General features: G+C 47.3%; 9 protein-coding genes. 1 reads left to right on the top strand and 8 read right to left on the bottom strand.

Going from position 1 to position 17,635, the window contains the following annotated elements:
- Positions 1 to 121: 121 nt before the first annotated feature.
- Positions 122 to 5,485 carry a DNA polymerase III subunit alpha gene (dnaE, locus tag NG833_RS03755; RefSeq protein ID WP_254563994.1) on the top strand — a complete coding sequence of 1,788 codons (5,364 nt, stop codon included), beginning with the start codon at positions 122 to 124 and terminating at the stop codon, positions 5,483 to 5,485.
- Between the two features lie 138 nt (positions 5,486 to 5,623).
- Here dnaE and NG833_RS03760 read toward each other — a convergent pair whose 3' ends face one another.
- The 8 genes from NG833_RS03760 to NG833_RS03795 all read right to left on the bottom strand — a co-directional run bounded on the left by NG833_RS03760 (position 5,624) and on the right by NG833_RS03795 (position 17,323).
- On the bottom strand, positions 5,624 to 7,516 hold the full coding sequence (locus NG833_RS03760; RefSeq protein WP_254563995.1) for a serine/threonine-protein kinase: 1,893 nt from the start codon (positions 7,514 to 7,516) through the stop codon (positions 5,624 to 5,626).
- Positions 7,517 to 7,699: 183 nt separating this feature from the next.
- Positions 7,700 to 9,580, bottom strand: coding sequence for a WD40 repeat domain-containing serine/threonine-protein kinase (locus NG833_RS03765; RefSeq protein ID WP_254563996.1), 1,881 nt, complete (start codon positions 9,578 to 9,580; stop codon positions 7,700 to 7,702).
- A 436-nt stretch (positions 9,581 to 10,016) separates the two neighbouring features.
- On the bottom strand, positions 10,017 to 11,165 hold the full coding sequence (locus NG833_RS03770) for a serine/threonine-protein kinase (protein ID WP_254563997.1): 1,149 nt from the start codon (positions 11,163 to 11,165) through the stop codon (positions 10,017 to 10,019).
- Positions 11,166 to 11,269: 104 nt separating this feature from the next.
- On the bottom strand, positions 11,270 to 13,261 hold the full coding sequence (locus tag NG833_RS03775; RefSeq protein ID WP_254563998.1) for a serine/threonine-protein kinase: 1,992 nt from the start codon (positions 13,259 to 13,261) through the stop codon (positions 11,270 to 11,272).
- A 485-nt stretch (positions 13,262 to 13,746) separates the two neighbouring features.
- Positions 13,747 to 14,154: a PleD family two-component system response regulator gene (locus tag NG833_RS03780; protein WP_254563999.1), complete on the bottom strand. Its 408-nt coding sequence runs from the start codon at positions 14,152 to 14,154 to the stop codon at positions 13,747 to 13,749.
- Between the two features lie 621 nt (positions 14,155 to 14,775).
- Positions 14,776 to 15,633, bottom strand: coding sequence for a DUF3153 domain-containing protein (locus NG833_RS03785; protein WP_254564000.1), 858 nt, complete (start codon positions 15,631 to 15,633; stop codon positions 14,776 to 14,778).
- Between the two features lie 54 nt (positions 15,634 to 15,687).
- Complete coding sequence (locus NG833_RS03790) at positions 15,688 to 16,995, bottom strand: TldD/PmbA family protein (RefSeq protein WP_254564001.1); 1,308 nt, start codon at positions 16,993 to 16,995, stop codon at positions 15,688 to 15,690.
- 139 nt (positions 16,996 to 17,134) lie between these two features.
- Positions 17,135 to 17,323 (bottom strand): hypothetical protein, encoded by a 189-nt coding sequence (locus NG833_RS03795; RefSeq protein ID WP_254564002.1) that lies wholly within the window; start codon positions 17,321 to 17,323, stop codon positions 17,135 to 17,137.
- Positions 17,324 to 17,635 lie beyond the last annotated feature (312 nt).

Genomic DNA, 17,635 nt, shown 5'->3' on the forward strand with positions numbered 1-17,635 from the left:
ACCGGATTGGGTATCACTCGAAAAAGCGTTAAAATAAGACTAACTGTGGGATAAATTCCCAAGTTTTGGAATATCAATACTCTATTCATTTCATCATCAAACTGCAATTAAACGGAGCGTTATGTCATTTGTTGGTTTACATATTCACACCGATTACAGTCTGCTTGATGGGGCCAGTCAGATTCCGAAACTGATTGACAAGGCGATCGAGTTGGGAATGCCGGCGATCGCCCTCACGGATCATGGCGTCATGTACGGGGCGATCGAACTGATTAAAGCCTGCCGAGGAAAGGGAATTAAACCGATTATCGGCAATGAAATGTATGTGATTAATGAACCCTTAGACACCACAGCCCGTTGCCGTCGCTATCATCAAGTGGTGTTAGCTAAAAACACCAAAGGCTATAAAAATTTAGTTAAATTAACCACTATTTCCAGTTTAGAAGGAATTCACGGCAAAGGCATTTTTGCCCGTCCTTGTATTAACAAAGAACTGTTAGAACAATATCATGAAGATTTGATTGTCACCAGTGCTTGTTTAGGAGGAGAAATTCCGCAAGCGATTCTGCAAAACAAACTAGATGTCGCCCGGAAAGTGGCGAAATGGTATAAAAAACTCTTTGGGGATGATTATTATTTAGAACTCCAGGATCATGGGTCTCAGGAAGACCGGATTGTGAATGTGGAATTGGTGAAAATTGCCCGAGAACTTAATATTAAACTGATTGCCACCAATGATTCCCATTTTATCTCTTGTTATGACGTAGAAGCTCATGATGCGCTGTTATGCATTCAAACCGGCAAGCTGATTACCGAAGATAAGCGACTGCGCTATAGCGGGACGGAGTATATGAAATCCGCCGAAGAGATGGCGTTGTTATTTAGAGATCACTTGTCTGATGAGGTGATTCAAGAGGCGATCGCCAATACCCTGGAAGTTGCCAGCAAAATCGAACCCTACCACATTCTTGGCGAACCTCGAATTCCCGATTTCCAATGTCCTCCCGGTGAAACTCCCAACACCTATGTGGAATGGATTGCCAAAGAAGGACTGAAGGAACGCTTTAAGGTTAAAAGCTACGAAGAAATCCCCCAAGTCTATCGGGACCGACTGGTTTATGAAGTGAAAATGCTGCAACAAATGGGGTTTGCGGCGTACTTTTTAGTCGTTTGGGATTATATCAAATATGCACGCGATCGCGGCATTCCTGTCGGTCCGGGACGGGGGTCTGCCGCCGGGTCTCTCGTTGCCTATGCCATGCAAATTACCAATATTGACCCGGTACATCATGGGCTTTTATTTGAGCGCTTCTTGAACCCAGAACGGAAGTCCATGCCTGATATTGACACGGATTTCTGCATCTCTCGCCGGGATGAAGTCATTCAATATGTGACTGAAAAATACGGCAAAGAACGGGTTGCCCAAATTATCACCTTTAACCGCATGACCTCCAAAGCGGTGTTAAAAGATGTCGCCCGGGTGTTAGGAGTTCCCTACAAAAAATCCGATGAAATGGCGAAATTAATTCCCGTGGCGCGGGGAAAACCGGAAAAATTAGCAGTGATGATTTCTGATAAATCCCCCGCACCAGAATTTCGAGAAGCCTATGTTAAAAACGAAGAAATTCCCCGAGATGATGGGACTGTGGTCGAATTCCGCCAATGGTTGGATATGGCAATTAGAATTGAAGGAACGAACAAAAGTTCTGGAGTTCATGCTGCCGGAGTCGTGATTTCTGCTGACCGCTTAGATGAAATTGTTCCTTTACAAAAGAATAACGATGGCGCAACCATTACCCAATATCCGATGGAGGATTTAGAATCTCTAGGGTTATTAAAAATGGACTTTTTGGGGTTGAAGAATTTAACCATGATTCAGAAAACCCTAGACTATATCAAGGAAACCAAACATCTCAACTTTGACCCTTATCAGTTTCCTGCTGAAGAACGCAGAGCACAGGAAGTCCGAGGCAGAGGCACTAAAAAATTCCCCGAGGATATTGATAAAACTTACAAGATTTTAGCCAAGGGAGACTTGGAAGGGGTCTTTCAATTAGAATCCTCGGGGATGAAACAAATTGTGCAAGAATTGAAGCCTTCCAGTTTGGAAGATATTTCTTCAATTTTGGCTTTGTATCGTCCGGGTCCGTTGGATGCGGGACTGATTCCCAAATTTATCGATCGCAAACATGGACGGGAAGCGATTCAATATGAACATCCCATGTTAGAAACTATTCTGAATGAAACCTACGGGATTTTGTGTTTACCGCAAGGGACACAGATTAACAAACCGGATGGGTCTACGGTGGCGATCGAAAACATTCAACCCGGAGACTGGGTACTGACTTCAAATGGTCATCAAGTTTGGAAAGCTAAGGTTGCCAAACAATGGCGCAGTGGGTCCAAAGAAATTCTCAAAATTACCCTCTCTAGCGGGACGGTGATTTATACCAGTAAATCCCATCGATTCTTAACTCCAGAAGGAGACAAGGAAGCGTGGAAGTTGAAATCTGGACCCGGAGGCTTGAAAAATGCTCATATTTATAGTTCAGTTCTCTATGAAAAGTGGCCGATTTCTAACAATTCCAAACAGCTTAATCCCAATGAAGCCTATCTGTTAGGATTATTCATTGGCGATGGCAATCTGGTGTCATCTACCCCGAATATTGCTTGTTCCACAGAAGAAACCGCCGAGTATGTGGCAAATCTAATCGGGTCAACCTGGGGAGGTGAACCGAAATATTATTTCCATACGCGATGCTGGTACGCTTACTCGAAATTCAAGACCCAACCGAAACCGACTCCGTTAACCCAATTTATGGATGGGTTGTATGGTGGACGGAGTTGGAAGGTGAAATCGCAACAGAAACATTTACCGGCAGATGTGTTGGATTATTGCGAAGGCGCTCGCCTCGATTTGTTACGCGGTTTATGGGATAGCGATGGCTGCTATCATCCCACCTTATTATATTTCCGCAGTTCCTCTCCCCAGTTATTGCAACAAGTGGGGTTATTGTTAGGCAGCCTAAAAATCTCTTATGCGGTGTTGGACAATTACGTTTATGTCCTCGATCGCACTCGGTTTAAATCCCGGTTAGGCAAATCTCAACTTCCGGCAAAACTGGATGAAGGGATTGTTGATAATTATTTAGCAGTTGCTGCCAATCGGTTTAGCGAATTGCTCAACGAGGCGATCGCCACTACCGATTCCAAAACCAGGCAGGCGATTAACACAGCCCTCCAAAATGCCCCACTGTTTAAACCCAAAGCATCCCAATACAAACAAAAATTAGACCGCTGGGACGAATTTTACCACCATCTTTACGCAGAAACCTATCTGCAAGATGCCCGATATGTGTATGTTATGGCAGTAGAAGAGGCAGGCGTCGCCGAATGTTTTGACATTCAAATGGAAGACCAATCCTCACCCTATTTTCTAGCCGAGGGCGTGGTTACTCATAATTGCTATCAAGAGCAAATCATGAAAGTCGCCCAGGATTTAGGGGGATATTCCTTGGGTCAAGCGGATTTATTACGCCGCGCAATGGGTAAAAAGAAACCCGAAGAAATGAATAAACATCGGGAACTTTTTCTGGATGGCGCAACAAAAAATGGAGTCTCCAAATCCATTGCAGAAAATTTGTTTAACCAGATGCTTTTGTTCGCGGAGTATTGCTTAAGCTACGATACGGAGATATTGACCGTAGAATATGGCCCAATGGCGATCGGGCAAATCGTCGAAAAGCAAATCCCCTGTACCGTTTATACGGTCGATGGTGAGGGCTATATGTACCGCCAAACCATCGCCCAATGGCATCATCGGGGTCAGCAAGAGGTGTTTGAATATGCCTTGGCAGATGGTCGAGTGGTTCGGGCTACCAAAGACCATAAATTCATGGTAAAAGCCGGTCAGATGTTGGCGATTGACGAGATATTTGAACAGGGTTTACAACTGATAGGAGTCTCAGAAAAACTGGTCTCCCGTCAATTGTTGGGAATTCAAGACGTTTATGATATTGGCGTTGAACGGGACCACAATTTTATTCTCGCCAATGGGTTGGTGGCGTCAAACTGCTTTAACAAATCCCATTCCACTGCCTACGGTTATGTAACCTATCAAACGGCTTATTTGAAGGCGAATTATCCCGTCGAATATATGGCGGCTTTGCTGACTTCAAATAGTGGTGACCAGGATAAAGTTCAGAAATATATCGCTAACTGTCAAGAGTTAAATATCACTGTCCAAGGACCGGATATTAATCGGTCGGGGGTGGATTTTACTCCGGTGGATGCCAATGCGGAAAAGGGAACGATTTTGTTTGGATTGTCGGCGGTGAAAAATATTGGCGACAATGCGATTCACGCTATTTTGACCGAACGAGAGGCGAATGGTCCGTTTCACTCTTTGGCGGATTTGTGCGATCGCATTAATCTCCATACGGTCAACAGTCGCGCCTTAGAAGCGTTGATTAAATGTGGGGCGTTGGATGGTCTCAATCCTAACCGCAAACAGGCCATTGAATATATGCCTCTGGCAATTAAATGGGCGCAGGACCGGGCCAAGGAACAAGAAACCGGCCAGCTTAATTTATTTGACCAGTTAGCGGTGATGACCGAAACTTCTACTTTTGAATCCGCCCCGGTTCCCCCGAATATTGCAGATTTTCCGGTGGAGGAAAAGCTGCAATTTGAGAAAGAATTGCTGGGATTTTATGTATCTGAACATCCCTTAAAAAATGCGGGCAGAATTGCCGAACACTTGGGGATTGAGGTGGTGAGTCTGGGGAAACTGGATGAACAGAAATCCCGGACCAAAATCAGTGTACTGGTGGTGTTGACGGAAGTTAAACAGATTCTCACGAAAAAAGATGAACGCCGCATGGCTTTTCTGCAAATGGAAGATATTGAAGGGAAGGCAGAAGCGGTGGTGTTTCCGGATACTTATGAACAAATCCACGAGTTGCTGATTCCGGATACGCCGATTTTGATTGATGGGAAAGTCGATCGCCGGGACGATCGCACTCAGTTGATTGTGGAAGAAGCCAAAGTTTTGAAATTGGATGAGTTAACCCCACTCCGGGAAGCGGTTGTACCGACGAGGATCGCGGAGATGATTTTGCTAGAACTGACGACCGATCTCATCCATACACCGGCAATGCTCGATCACCTGAAAGTGATTCTGCAAGAACATTCCGCAGACAAAACCAAGGCAACGGTCCCGGCAGTTGCCATCATTGTCAAAGCGGGCGATCGCCATCGCGCTGCTGCAATTTGTGGACCCAATTTCTGGGTCCAGGATTGTCATAATGTGGTCACCGCCCTCAATGCTGCTGGATTCCCAGCGGTGGTGTATTCTCTCCCTCCTGGGAATGGGATGGGGAATTTACCCCCATTTTCTGACCCGCTTCCGTTCCAGCAGCTTACGGTTGCCTATCTCAACTCGATTCGGTCCATTTTGCAGGAATTGGATGAGGATAACGACTGAAGTCGTTACTACGAACTAAGAGGGGATAACGACTGAAGTCGTTACTACGAACAGGCGGGTTTCTACCCCATCCCCCCCATGAACCTAGGACAAATGACAAATGACAAATGACAAATGACAAATGACAAATGACCCCCATCACGGTGCCTGCCACAACTTCACCGTCTCATCTCCTGCGGCAGTGGCGAGGGTTTTGCTATCGGGACTGAAGGTGACGGCAAAGACGCGATCGCTGTGGTCGGTCAGGGTACAAAGGGGCTTGCGTTTGCGGATATCCCAGAGGATGACGGTTTGATCCCGGCTGCCACTGGCGACTAATTTGCCATCGGGACTAAAGGCGATCGCATTGATCCGTTCGGAATGTCCCGGTAAGCGGGTGATTTGTTCACCTCGACCCACATCCCAAAGGACCAGAGACCCGTCAAAATTGCCGCTGACGATGGTTTGGCCATCAGGACTGAATGCAACCGCATTGACCAGGCCAGAATCGCCGTAGAGAGTAAAAAAGTGCTTGCCGGTGTGGACATTCCACAGCATCAGGGTGGTGTCGCGACTGCCGGAGGCGAGGGTAATGCCATCGGGACTAAAGGCGAGGGAATAGACCCAACTTGAGTGGCCCCTGAGCTTGCGGATGGCTTTGCCGGTGTAGGGATTCCATAAAATCATTTTGCGGTCCCAACTGCCAGAGGCCAACATAGTCCCATCGGGACTGAAGGCGAGAGCATCTACTAATTCAGAATGGCCGGAAAACCATCCCCCAAGGTTCCGAATTTTTTCTCCGGTTTCGGCGTTCCAGAGAATGATGCTTTTATCCCGACTGCTACTGGCAAACAGGGGAGATACGGGACTAAAGGCGACGGAGAGGACTAAATCGGAATGACCCTCTAGGGTGCGGAGGCGATCGCCGGTGATGGGATTCCAGAGAATTACCGATTGATCTGCGCTACCACTGGCTAAGGTATTGCCATCGGGACTAAAGGAGATCGCCCAGACCCAACCTTGATGACCTTTGAGGGTCCGCAGGCATCTCCAGGCATGGGGATCTGCCTGGGGTGGGGTTGCCGGTGGAGGGACGCTGGGGACGGTTGGCGGTAAACTTTCCTCTTCTAAGCTATTCAAAAAAGTAGGTCGCAGGGAATGCAAGTCTTCCAGAATCTCCGTTACAGACTGATAGCGTTCATTCACGCGGTCTTGCAAGAGTTTTTCTAGAATTTGGGCTAAACCGTCACTGACATCGGACCCAATTTTCCAGAGTCGTTCTCTCCAGATCCATCTTCCCTCCAGGGGGTCGTACAAATCATCCACCCACTCTCCCGTTAACAGTTGAATGCAGGTGACCCCGAGACTGTAGAGATCGCTGGCGGGATAGGCGAGTCCCCCCCGGATCTGCTCAGGGGGTGCATATCCTTCGGTCCCAATGGTGCTCCCGGTTCGGGCGAGTCCCAGACTGGCTAAATGTTTAGAAATGCCGAGATTGGTGAGGACTAATTGTCTGTTATGGCGGCGACGAATATTATCGGGTTTGATATCTCGGTGAATAATATTGCGATCGTGGATGGTTTTGAACACGGGTAATAGGTGATCGAGCAGTTCCCAGATTTGGGGTTCTCGGAACGCCCCATGTTGTTCCATCTCTTCGAGCAAACTTTGGCCGTCGATAAACTCGATCGCCATGTACAGGCGTTTGTCTTGCTCAAAATAATCTAGCAACTTGGCAATCTGCTGATGATCTCCCATTGCCTGCCGACGTTGAGCATCGTGACGAAAGACTTCAATCGCCTTTTCCAGGGTACTACTGTGGACGGAGGCTTCTAAGCCATTTTCGACCGGCAGCAGTTGCTTGATAATGCAGTACCTGTCCTGGTTTTGTTGATCCACCGCCAAAAAAGTTCGTTCCATACCCCCTTCTCCTAGCAGTTGGATGGTCCGGTAGCGCTCTTTGAGCAGCAAATGCGATCCACAACTTAGACAAGTCTGGATATTCGGTGGGTTTTGGGGATTTTGGCAAGCGGGATTCACGCAATAAGTCATACCAGAAAACACTCAAAAGTGGTTATATAATAGTCAGTCTTTACCAAAATTTTGGTCTTGGCACGTTTACCGAATGGGTCCATCGGTGCTGATTTTCAAGAACTATTTGGTATTACAGACTACCAATATTCGGGAATTAATCAGCTTTTTCTGGTTCACACTCGTTTTGTTGATGGCCTAATTTTATGTTTTATTTTCAGTTGACAAGACAGCTTGCCAAATTTTGATTGTATTATCCCAACTGCTACTCACTAATTTGTTGCCTTCTGGACTAAAGGCAACGGAGGTAATAGGTCCAGAATGCCATTTTAAGGTACAGAGTTCTTGTCCGGTTCTCAAATGGAACAATCTAATTAGCCGATCGCGACTGCCACAGGCGATAATTTCTCCATCGGGACTCACGGCGACGGCTTGGACCCAATCTTTCACGGTTTGCAAGCTGTAGGTCTCGGTGTGGGTCTCTAAATCCCACAGTTTCACGGTTTTGTCTTCACTGCCACTAACTAACTGTTGACTGTTGGGGGTAAAGGCAACGGCCCTGACTGAGGCCAAATGTCCCTGGAGGGTGGTTTGCTCTAAGCCACTGCTCAAGTCCCATAATTTGATGGTATGGTCATCGTATCCACCCCCACTGGCTAAGGTTTTCCCATCCGGGGCGATCGCCACCGATTCCACATACCCCGTATGTCCAGTCAGGGTCCCCACGGCCATCCCCGTTGTCAGGTCCCACAGTTTCACGGTCCCGTCAAAACAACCTGCCGCTAGTATTCCCCCATCGGGACCGATCGCAATCGACAACGGATAGGCATTTAATCCATCCCAGGTCTGCAATAAGTTCCCACTGCCCAAATCCCACAGCTTGAGGGTGTTATCCAAGCTGCCACTGACCAGAATTTGGCCGTCGGGACTAATCGCCAGACAACTCACCCATCCGGTATGAGCGGTTAAAGTCCCGATCGCATTCCCGGTGGCCAAATGCCAGACCTTAATGGTTTTATCATAACTACAACTGGCTAAGGTTTCTCCATCGGGGCTAATCGCCACGGCGATCGCATAGTTCTGATGACCTGTCAAGGTATGAACACATTTCCAGGTGGTCGGAATTGAGGGGTTAATCGTCGGGGTTGCTTTGGGGGATGTTGGGGATTTGGACATAAATCCTTGGGGAATCGACCAATAGAGGTCTGCCAGCGCCCCTCGGGCACTTTCGTAGCGATCGTTTACCCACTCCTGCACCATCTTATCAATCACTTTTTCTAAGCGGCGATCAATCGTTATCCCTTTTTTGATTAATTCTTCTCGCCACAACCAGCGGCCCTTCATCGGGTCGTACAATTCATCGGGGTTGGTATCAGTCATCAAATGAATACAAGTCACCCCCAAACTGTACAAATCACTGGCCGGATACGCTTTCCCTCCCCGCAGTTGTTCAATGGGTGCATAGCCTTCGGTCCCGATTTTGGTTCCCGTTTTCACTAAAACGTTATTACTGAGTTGTTTCGCTACACCAAAATCAATTAAAACATATTTTCCATCGGATTTTTGTCTTAAAATATTTTCCGGTTTAATATCTCGATGCACCACATTTCTATCATGGATATACTGCAAAACCGGCAATAAATCTAATAATAAATTCTTGATTTTTTCGCTAGAAAATGGCCCATTTTCATCCAACTCCTGTAACAAGGTTTTGCCATCGATAAACTGTTGCACTAAATAGAGACGTCCGTCAATGGCAAAATCCGCAAATAAGGTAGGAATCTGGGGATGATCTCCCAGTTGTAACAGTCGTTGAGCTTCCTGGGCGAACATTTTAGTCGCCGTTTCCAATAGTTCTGAATTTTGCTGCACTTGGGGTAAGGGCAAAAATTGTTTAATCACACAGGTGGCATTTAAGCGATCGGCATCTTCCGCGATGAAGGTGCGCCCAAATCCCCCTTCCCCCAACAGGGAAAGTGCTCGATAGCGATCGTTCAGTTGTAACTCGGTGCCACAACTTTGACAAAACTTGATACCGGCTGGATTCTCGGGATTTTGACAGTAGGGATTGAGACAATAGCTCATGCCATTTTTCAGGTAAAACAGTTCAGGATACGGGCAATTCTTCTAATTTTATATTTTAATCCCAATTTACCTAAATTACCCGCTTTCTGATAAAATCAAGAGAGTGACTGACGGAGGTATTCTCTGATTCATTTAACAGGACTTGAGCAATTTAACAAATTAAACGCTAAATGTGTAGAGGCGATTCGCGAATTGCCTCTACACATTTAGGTGGGATTTAGTTGGGATGAATTCTCAAATAAAAATCGGCGTAAGTCCTGTTACAGCAGTTTATATTACCAGAAATGGGTGATAATTTAAACCGCTTAAATTAGGTTTTTATAAAAGAAAATCAAGGAAAATTTTAACAGTCAACAAATATAGGCTGTGGATTTTTCTTATGAAATAAATTGATTTTTATGGGAAATAAATCTCTATTTTGCTAGGTTTTGAGTGATTAAGGCTCACCTCCAAATTCAGAGCGTAAGGCTTCTAATTCAGCGGCGATCGGGTCAAATCCAGCGGGTTTATTGGGGGGAGTTGGGTTCGGTTTGGGTGGGGGAGAGGCGGGGGGTGAAGCATTACCCGGTTGTCCTTGACTAAAATGAGTTTTAATCGCTTCTAAATCCACGGAAATCGGGTCAAATTTTCCCGGTTGAAACCGGGTGGAGGGAGGCGTTTGGGCGGCAGCAGGGGGTTTGGGGGGAGGGGAGGGGAGTGAATTGGGTTGCAACCCCTGTAAAACCTCTGTCGCTGATTGATAGCGATCGCGCACCAATTCTTGCAGCAGTTTATCTAAAATTTTTGCTAAAATGGGAGAGATACTTTTCCCTTGCTTTGCCAGTTGTTCTTTCCACACCCAGCGGGCATTCATTCCATCATATAAATCATCGGGCATTTTGGCCGTTAATAACTGAATACAAGTCACGCCCAAACTATATAAATCACTGGCAGGATAAGCTTGACCCCCGCGAATTTGTTCGATGGGTGCATATCCGTGAGTCCCGGCGCGAGTTCCTCGTTGAGCCAGGGCAGTCCCCGTCCCTTCTTTCGCCACACCAAAATCGACTAAAACGAGCTTATTATCCTTGCGCCGCCGTAAAATATTATCCGGTTTGATATCTCGATGAATTACATGATTGTCATGAATAAATTGCAGAATTGGCAATAAATCCAGTAACAGGGATTGAATTTGATTTTCGCTGAATGCTCCTTGGTGTTTGAGTTCGTCTAAAAGGTCCGGGCCGTCAATTAATTCCTGGACTAAATACCAGCGTTTGTCCTGTTCAAAATAACCATAAAGGGAGGGAATTTGAGGATGTTCCCCCAGATGAAGCAGTTGCACCGCTTCCCGTTGAAACAGTTCTGTCGCTTTTGCTAAGGCAGCAGTCCCTTGAATTTGGGGAAAAAACTGTTTAATCACACAGGGTGCATTGAGGCGGTCTTCATCAACGGCGAAAAAGGTGCGACCCATCCCCCCTTGACCCAGGGGTTGGACTGCGCGATAGCGATCGCGCAACAGTAATTTAGCCCCACAGGTTAGACAAAATTTGGTAGCGGGGGGATTGGAGGGATTAGGGCAGTTTGAATTGAGACAATAGGTCATAATTTTACCGAACTTGACAGCATGGGTATCGGTCCTCGGTGATGAGTGGCGATCGCACCGAAACAAGTCAACCGCAGTCCAAACTCGGCTGATCCGCCTGGTTTTTAGGACAAGACTTGCCAAATTTTAATCGTTTCGTCCCAACTGCCACTAATCACCAGTTTACCATCTGGCGCAAAAATCACCGCATTCACCGCGCCGGTATGTCCATTGAGGGTGGTGACATGATGAGTGGAAACCTGGCCTTTTTCCTGGCGAATTTGCCAGAGATTTAAGGTTTGGTCGGTACTGCCACTGACGATATGTTTGCCATCGGGAGAAAAGGCCACAGAATTTACCATATCCCGATGGCCGGATAGGGTGGCGATCAGCTTTCCGGTGGCAAAATTCCAGAGTTTCAGGGTTTTATCTTTACTGCCACTGACCAAAAGTGTGCCATCGGGACTGATTGCCAAACAGTTCACCGATTGGAGATGTCCCAAAAGGGTATAAAGAACTTTATGGGTTTTTAAATCCCAAATTTGGATGGCGTTATCCAGACCCCCACTGGCTAATTGTTGACCCTTGGGTGCGATCGCAATGGCTTTAATCATTCCCGAACGACCGGCCAAAGTACACAAAGGTGAGGCAGAAACGTTTCCTTTCGGTCCCGTTCCCATCTGCCAAAGTCGCACGGTTCTATCTTCAGAACCGGAGGCTAAAATAGTACCCGTGGCGTTAAAAGCTAGGGAATTTACATCCCGTAAATGTTCGGTGAGGGTGGCAATTTCTCGCCCGGTATTTAGATGCCAAAGCTTGATGGTATCATCATCGCTGCAACTGGCAAGAAGATTGCCATCGGGGGAGATTGCCAGTCCATTAATGGATTTGGTATGACCGGAGAACCCGCGAAGAGTTTCCCCGGTAAAAAAGTTCCAAATCAAGATGCGATCGTCGAGACTGCCACTGGCGAGAATATGACTGTTGGGGTCGATCGCCAAACAAGTGACCCAAGAGGTATGGCCGGTGAGGGTCCGCACACACCGAGGCCCACTGGAGGTGGAGGTGCGATGACTAATGGGGGGTTTCGAGAAAACCGCCACCGGACTCACCCGATCCCCAGGGGGAAGTAAATTCTGGGTTGAGGGGGGTTTCATGAACGGGGGAGTTTGAATCCGAGTGGCGGCGTTACGGAGTTCCTGGCGATCGCCCGGGGGTAACAAAGCGGCCAAATCGGTCAAGACTTCCTGGGCGGATTGATAGCGATCGCTCAAGTTATCTTTAATCATTTTATCCAGGATATCCGCGAGGCGCGGGGCGATCGTCCGACCTCGATGCACCAAATACTCCCGCCAAATACATCCCTTAATCGGGTCAAAGAGTCCATCGGGTTTTGCACCCGTCAGCAGGTGAATACAAGTCACCCCTAATCCATACAAATCACTGGCGGGATACGCTTTCCCACTGCGAAGCTGTTCGATCGGTGCATAACAGGTGGTCCCAACTTTGGTCCCAGTTTTAGCCGCAGAAGCGTCCGTCAGTTGTTTGGCCACCCCAAAATCAATCAAAATCAGTTGACCATCGCGTTTGCGTCGCAACAGATTCCCCGGGGTAATATCTCGGTGAATCACATTTTTGGAGTGGACAAATTGGAGAACCTGCAAGACTCCAGCGAGGAGTTCGCAAATTTTCCTATCCCGAAATGGACCCCCTTCTTTGAGTTCATGCCAGACGGTTTTGCCGTCAATATACTCTTGCACCAAATACAGGCGTTTGTCCTGTTCAAAAGAGGCCAACAGGGTGGGAATTTGGGGATGTTCTCCCAGTTCGTAAAGTCGGACTGCTTCTTGGTTAAACAGGGCGACGGCCTTCTCGAACAATCCTTGTCTGGATTCACCGCTGCCTTGTAGGGTAGGCAGCAGTTGTTTAATGGCACAGGGGGTATTGAGGCGGTCTTCATCGATCGCAAAAAAGGTTCTGCCAAATCCCCCTCGGGCGATCGGTTTGATCGCTCGATAGCGGTCTTTAAGCAGTAACTTTGATCCGCAACTTTGACAAATTGAAGTCTTCGGCAGATTTTTGGGATTTTGACACCGGGGATTTAAGCAGTAGCTCATATAGGGGCAGGCGATGAACCGATCTAGTTTTATTTTGCCTTGTCAGCGTCCAAGTATTTCGACCATCTTGAACAAAACCCCTCTGCCTCGGTGGTCATTTGATCTTTTGTGCCGCGATCGCCCGGAGTTTTGTGGTCCTCCCCTCAGTCCCCTACCCGCCAACCTGTAGAGGCTTTGTTGGGGTAAACCCCCCTCGGGATCACCCAATTTTTAGCCCAAATTTTACACTTCTTGAATATTTATTAATTTTTATGGATTAACCGCCTAAGTCCCAATTGTTGTCTGCTATTATGGGTTTGGAATGCAGTCTTGATTTTTGATTAAAGGCTTGCACTCTTTTCCGGCCAAGATTCTCCTTCTCCCCATCCGCTTTCCCCAGTCCGAGGACTCGGTTTCCCTTCAGAGTGTCCTAGGTCAATGCTGACTTATTTCTCCGAAAAGAATTGGGGCATTAGGACTCAATAACCCTCCCCTAAACTTTTAGATTAATCAGCGACTTCTGACGGATGATTACTATTAATAAAATTTCCTACGACTTGACGCAGTTGGGCTGCATCAAAGGGCTTCGTTAAATATTCCGTTGCTCCGGCTAACCGACCTTGGACCTTATCAAACAGACCATCGCGAGCGGTTAGCATGACAATGGGCAGTTCTTGAAATTGCGGAATATTCCTCACGGTGCGACAAAGCTCTAAGCCATCGATTCCGGGCATAGAAACATCAAGTAACAAAATTGAAACCTGCTCGTGATAAATCATCGACAAAGCATCCACGGCATTATCTGCCACTAGCACACGATAATCCTGAGCCAATGCTCGCTTGACTAAATCTTGCATGACCACACTATCATCGACGGCTAGAATGGTAGCTACCGGACTATTATTTTCAGACATTTTTTCTCTCCAGTCCTTAAAAACACTTCAGATGGACAGGTTAGAATCGCAACAGCTTGACCGGCTTTTCAGCCAAATCTTTGTTGACTCAATCGGACGATACTCTATCCCCTGAGCGATGGGTATATCTCTATTTAAACTTTACCCTATTTGTCCCCTGAAATAACGGATAGGGTCCAGAAACAAAATTCGGGGTTTTGGTGGATGATGCTCCAGTGGTTTTACCTAGATTAAACGCCGAAAATAACCGCCCTTGGCCCGAGCAGGCGATCGCTCTCTACTCCAGCAATCAAACCCCGATGTTTTCCGGTTAGCTTGAGCATTCTTAAAGCTTTGATAAAGTTTGCTCATTGGCTCAAGTTGACCCCTGGATTAATCGCCGTGCTTTCATTCTTAACCGAGGACGGACTCAGCTTTTTGACCCGTTTGTAAGTCAAATTGACTCGCGGATGTCAGCATTGGGGTTGATATCACCTGTTCAATCTCTCAGGAGGGCTGTTCCGGAATTTTCAGCCTTTAAACTCTACAGCAATTGTAGGGTGGGCATTGCCCACCTGACTGGAGAAGAACTTACGGTGGGCCTTGCCCACCCTACTCCTCCTCCCCGGATAATGCCAACCGTTAACTCCCGAGATTAGCGGTTTCCGGTTGGGGTTTTTTGACCTTTGGGGGTTTGCGCTGACCCATTCCCAAGGCGGGTAACAGTTTGTCTTTCAAAAAGATACTGACCGTCACCAATAATGTAATGATTAATGCCCCAATTCCAATCGGACTCGGGACCCAGAATCGGGTCTCCAGATGATTTAGTTGTCCCGGTTGCAAGGTCCAAACCAGTTGCCGTCCATTGTTGCGAATCTCTGGCATTAGTCCATCGTCTGAGGCGAGGGCTGTTGCGCCCCAGGGCGTATTTAAGGTAAATTCCAGATCTAACAGCACCCCCGGACTGACAATCACGGTGCCATTGGAGGAAATTACTCCGAGCGATCGCAAATCTAACTCATAATTTAGGTGATTATAAATCGCCAGTAAAAAGTTCCGTTGTCTGACTGCCATCTGAGAAGAAATATCCGGAATTTGCGCCTCGGGGGAATTCGCTAATTCCCTTTGACTTTCATCAGCGGGATTAAAAAATTGGTTGAACTTGTCTACTAATTCCGCCCCATTATTAAACGGAATTTTCACCGTAATTTCTCGGTCAGAACTGCGCTTAACCTGCCCGTGCAATTGGCGAGTGCGCCGTTCAATACTCTCTAACCAGGCTTGCGCGGTAGAACTGCTAAAGGCTTTCAGCCGTTCTCCCAGTTGGATATGTTGGACAATTTCTCCGTGAGTTTGACTCTCAAAGTTAATCCCCACATCATATTCCACACAGCCGGTGAGCAACATCGGGACCAGTAACAGGACAATCCAGACTGGCGATCGCCTCATACTCCCCCAAATCCACTCCCGGACCATCCTCCCAAAAAGTGCTAAATTCACAAACTTATCTCCCTCCGGTCAATTGATTAACTCATTTTTTACAAAACCAGAAATTTAACCTTGTCTGGCAGAAACTCCCAGTTTCCCAAACAGCATACTCGGCAATAATGCACCGCCGCCTACCCAGTCCCGTTCCTGACTAAAATCTACTAAATGGTCAAAGGCTTCAAAAATACTCCCGGCAACCATTGTATTTTTTACTCGCCCAACAATCTCGCCATTTTCGATTTTATACCCTAAATCTAAGTTAATCGAAAATTCCCCCGCCAGTTGATTCGATTGACCAGCACCGAGCACTTGCTCAACAATCAATCCTTCTTTCACGCCAGCAATTAAATCAGCAATGGAGGTATTCCCGGGATTCACGCAGAGATTGACCAAATCGGGTCCCGGGCGCGACAATCCACCGCGAAACCCGTTCCCGGTGGATTGTAAACCAGCACGGGCGGCCCAGCGTCGGTCCCAGTAAAACCCGTTCACTACGCCGTTTTCAATCAGGGTATTGGGACTGGTGGGGGTGCCTTCATCGTCAAATTCACAAGCGGAGGGGCCGAGAGTGGGGTCTTCAAACAGGGTCAGACGTTCATCGAATACTTTTTCGCCGACTTTATCCATGAGGGGGGATGCCTTTTGCACCACCGCTTGACCGGATAAGATGGTATCGAAGAGACTGCCTAGGGTACTCGCTGCCGCTCTCGGGGTAAAGAAGACGGGGAAGGAACCACTGGTGATGGTGGCGGGACGTTCGGCGAGTTGGTATTTTCTGAGGATGTCTTTGAGGAGGCGATCGAAGTCCGGCAGGCGATCGCGGGCGACATCATAGCTATAAACTTGCAGGAAATCTTCCCCTTTGACCAAGTTACCACTCAGACTGGAACTCATAATCTGGCTCGATCGCGTGGCATACAAGTCTTGACTGGTCATAATTTTGACCGTCCCACTGCGAACATGAAAGCTGACATCTACCAGAATATCGGGGTTGTAACCGTGAACTTGCTCAATTTGATTTCGACCGACTTCCAGCAATTCCTGGGTGGTTGGGGGTTGAAATTCTGAAGTTGGGGAGGACAGATGCAGGTTACTGGCAAACTCAAATTCGGCACTGTCCCCAATTTTCGAGGTTTGGACGGCAGCATCGACTAAATCATCCAGGCGGGTGAGGTCCGTGGAACTGGCAAAGCCAATTTTACCCTTGGAAATCACCCGCAGGGCGACCCCTTGCAGGGCTTTGGTTTGCAGGGATTTCAGGCGGTTGTTTTCAAATTCAATCGGGGTATCTTGACTGGAGACATAGTAAACCTCGGCAGAGTCTACCCGAGATTTTGCCAAGTCGAGAATTTTCTCTAGAGTCGAATCACTCACAATTTCTGTCGCTGTTACTGGTTTTCTTCTCGATCTTAGGTCGGATCGGGCTGCGATCGCTACCCGTCTGGATCGGAATCTGCGAATAACATCGGTGATGAGCAATAATACCAGGGTTTTTTTTGAAAATTCCAGGAATTTACTCGGGTTTGGGCGGTTTGCTGGGACTGCGACGGGATTTTTCCTGCTGTTTCTGTCGTTTGAGGCGCTGAATCTCCCCGAGTACCTGTTGCCACTGTGCGTTTAATTCCTTGGAGGCATCATCGCTGTGAAAATCCAAATAGGTGACCGTTTTGCGAATTAAATACTCAAATTCTGGCAAGTTCATAAGTGCTATCTTTGTACAGTGCAGGTTTTGTGAGAATCGGAAAGCATTAGGTATATCCGCAGTTTAAAATGAATTGGACCCGTTCACATACATCAATGGGAGCATCTTGTAACCGATGCTCAGTCGGTCACAATATGCTCCTCTTGCACAATTCTCTTGTCAAATTGCTACCTAAGTTTGTAGTAACGACTTCAGTCGTTTCCGGCTTCATTAAGCCTGGGGAAATAACGACTAAAGTCGTTACCACGAACCCGGAACCCTCTTAAGTTTGTAGTAACGACTTCAGTCGTTTCCGGCTTCATTAAGCCTGGG

Origin of the sequence: Oscillatoria sp. HE19RPO (assembly GCF_024220515.1) — a bacterium.
In the GTDB taxonomy this organism is placed as follows: Bacteria; Cyanobacteriota; Cyanobacteriia; order Cyanobacteriales; family Laspinemataceae; genus Laspinema.